Below are 2,642 nucleotides of genomic sequence, written 5' to 3'. Positions count from 1 at the left end.
CGCTCAGATCACGGAGGTGGGGGAAACAACCACCCTGAACAATCCCGAAGAGGGCTTGGTCGTCGCGTTGATGGGCGTCTGCACAGCGGCCCAGCCAGGCATGGGTGCGTCGGCAAGCTTCCGCAACATCGTTCTCGGTAGCTGGATAGGGCGGACATTGATCGAAGGCCATAGCCACATCGGCACCAAGGCGCATTTGGATTTGCATCGACCGCTCGGGGGTCAGCAAAATGCGGCTGCCGTTTCGAGGGTTGCGGAAGTCCACCCCTTCATCGTCAATGCGATTGAGGTCGCCGAGGCTGAACACCTGAAAGCCACCGGAATCGGTGAGCATCGGACCGTCCCAGCCCATGAACCGATGCAGCCCTCCGGCGGCGGCAACGATCTCCTCCCCAGGCTGGAGATGCAGGTGATAGGTGTTGGACAGCACCATTTGGGCGCCGGTCTCCGCCAACTGGGAGGTGGTCACCCCTTTCACGGTGCCCAGGGTGCCCACGGGCATGAACCGCGGTGTCGTGACTGGACCATGAGGTGTGTGGAAGCATCCACAGCGAGCACCCGTGTTGCGGCAAGTGGCCTGAATCTCGAACTGGAACACAGGCCCTCTGTGCAACGCATCAATTTACGGTGAGCCATGTCGGTCCATGGGTCGAGGTCATGGCTTCAGCCCCCTCCTGGCTACGCGATTTAGTGGGTGCCTGGATTTTTTATTCGGTGCTGCCTGCCTGGCCCTGGCCTCAGCCTCGCTTCGAACGCATCGCCCGCTTTGCTCCTTGGATCGGCCTGGTCATAGGAAGCCTGCAGGCGGGATTGTGGTGGCTTTTGTCCGGTTTGGGATGGCCTCCTGTCGCACTGGTTCCAGCTGTTTTGGCCTTGGGGTTGTACCTCACTGGTGGGCTCCATTTCGATGGACTGATCGACACGGCTGATGGTCTTGCCGCAGGCCCTGAGCGTTGCCTGGAGGCCATGGAGGACAGCCGTGTGGGTGCGAGTGGTGTCCAGCTGTCAGTGGTGGTGCTGTTGTTGCAGTTCGCCGCTTTGGTGCGTTTGGACTCCCTGGCGCCGATCGCTTTGTTGGTCACGAGCGCTTTGTCCAGGGTGTCGCCTCTTTGGGCGATGGCGCGTTTCGCTTATTTGCGGGTGAATGGAACGGCTGGTTTTCATCGCCGTCACCACAAGGGCCTTGGAGACGCTGTTCCCACCCTGATTTTGTTGCTGCTGGTGAGCCCATTGCTTCAGTGGCTTCCGCTGCTGACGGTTCCTCTTTGTTTGCTGAGTGCACTGGTTGCGGCTGAGTGGCTCGGCCGACGCCTGGGAGGAATGACGGGAGACGGCTATGGAGCTGTTGTGATGCTCAGTGAGACGTCTAGTTTGCTTTTGATCGCCCTGTTGGCGCCTTCGCTGGGGGTGGGGGGAGGCTGAGGAGAAAGGCGTTGCCGCGGCTTGGGAGGCTCGGGTCGAGCTGGTTCGGATGGGTGTGCAACACCAATCCCCCTCCCCGTTCTTCGGCGAGAAGGCGAGCGAGTGCCAGCCCGAGCCCTGATCCTGATTGATCTTTGCTGCTGCTTCCCCGCTTGCCTTTGTGGAAGATGAGCTCTTGTTCTTGCTCTGGGATTGGAGGCCCACCGTCCCAGATCAAGATGCTGTGGTCGAACAGGCTGAGACCCAGTGGACAGCCTGTAGGGCTGTAGCGGAAGGCATTTTCCAGCAGATTGGCCACGATCTCTGAGATAACGGCATCGTCATCGGGCCGAATCTCTTGAGTCCAGGCAGGCCAATGCGCTGGTGTTTGCCAAGCTCGGTTCTGGAGTGCTGCGGTTGCGGCAGCCCGCTCAATCAAAGGTTGGAGGATGTGTTCAATCGTGAGCCCTGGGCCTTTTGATTGCACCTGTGGAAGCAGCAGTGGGGCGGGCGCCTCGGGGCGATGCGGCAGGTTCTCTTGACCAATGAGGTCCAGGGATGTGATGTAGCGGTCGAGCTGGGCCTGCTCTTGAAGGAGTCCGGTCACAAGTGGGCGTTGGAGGTGCTCGGGCCCCAAGCGACGGAGCAGAAGCTGGGCATAGGTGCGCAAAGCTGCCAGTGGATTGCGCAGCTGATGCACCACAAGATTCATCTGTTGGCGTTGCTGATGGAGTTCTTCCAATAGGCGACTGCGTTCGAGTTCAAGGCCAAGGCTGTAAGCCAAGGCTGAGGCGCTGGCTTGCAGGCGGCGATCCAGTTGGTCGGACCATTCCTCCTCCCGGTGCTGTTCTGCCCTCAGAACCCCTAGTAAGAGATCGTCATGACGGAGGGGAAACCAGTGCCGCTCTGGCGCTGGAATGCGAAGGCTGGGGTCGTCTGCAATCTCTGGGAGTCGCCCACTATCTGGAGGCCACTGATCCAACATCGTGAAGCTGGGCGCCTCTCCCTCACTGCTTTGTGCGATGTAGACAACCAATTTGTCTAGAGCCACATCCCCTGAAAAACTCTTCAGCTGTTGCTTGACCAGGGTTAGGAACCGGTTGGACAGCTGCATTCTTGAAATTGTGAGCCTGGATACAGCCGGGGTGGCAACCCAAAAACCGACTTTCTTGCCAATTCAGGAAAAAGTCTTAAGATCTTACGATCGATCAACGGCGCTCTTCGTTGCGGTGCCGGTTTCC

Annotated in this window: 3 protein-coding genes; 1 reads left to right on the top strand and 2 read right to left on the bottom strand. The window is 59.3% G+C overall.

Going from position 1 to position 2,642, the window contains the following annotated elements; genetic code table 11:
• The coding region (locus tag NCN04_RS10370; protein ID WP_250396052.1) for a tRNA guanosine(34) transglycosylase Tgt at positions 1-598 on the bottom strand (598 nt) is incomplete at its 3' end.
• A 59-nt stretch (positions 599-657) separates the two neighbouring features.
• Between NCN04_RS10370 and cobS the strand changes: the two genes are divergently transcribed.
• A complete protein-coding gene (gene cobS, locus NCN04_RS10365; protein ID WP_250396051.1) occupies positions 658-1,422 on the top strand; it encodes an adenosylcobinamide-GDP ribazoletransferase in 765 nt (254 codons plus the stop codon).
• Here the strand turns inward: cobS and NCN04_RS10360 are convergent.
• Positions 1,367-2,515 (bottom strand): ATP-binding protein, encoded by a 1,149-nt coding sequence (locus tag NCN04_RS10360; RefSeq protein WP_250396050.1) that lies wholly within the window; start codon positions 2,513-2,515, stop codon positions 1,367-1,369. The genes cobS and NCN04_RS10360 overlap by 56 nt on opposite strands.
• Between the last annotated feature and the right edge of the window lie 127 nt (positions 2,516-2,642).

The organism is Synechococcus sp. MU1655 (genome assembly GCF_023630655.1).
Lineage (GTDB): Bacteria > Cyanobacteriota > Cyanobacteriia > PCC-6307 > Cyanobiaceae > Synechococcus_C.
Note: the sequence above shows the minus strand (reverse complement) of the source record. Positions and strands in the feature narration are given on the sequence as shown.

Bases quoted from the DNA above. Each gene is read 5' to 3' on its own strand.
- cobS (WP_250396051.1), top strand. From the start codon at position 658: ATGGCTTCAGCCCCCTCCTGGCTACGCGATTTAGTGGGTGCCTGGATT.
- NCN04_RS10360 (WP_250396050.1), bottom strand. From the start codon at position 2,515: ATGCAGCTGTCCAACCGGTTCCTAACCCTGGTCAAGCAACAGCTGAAG.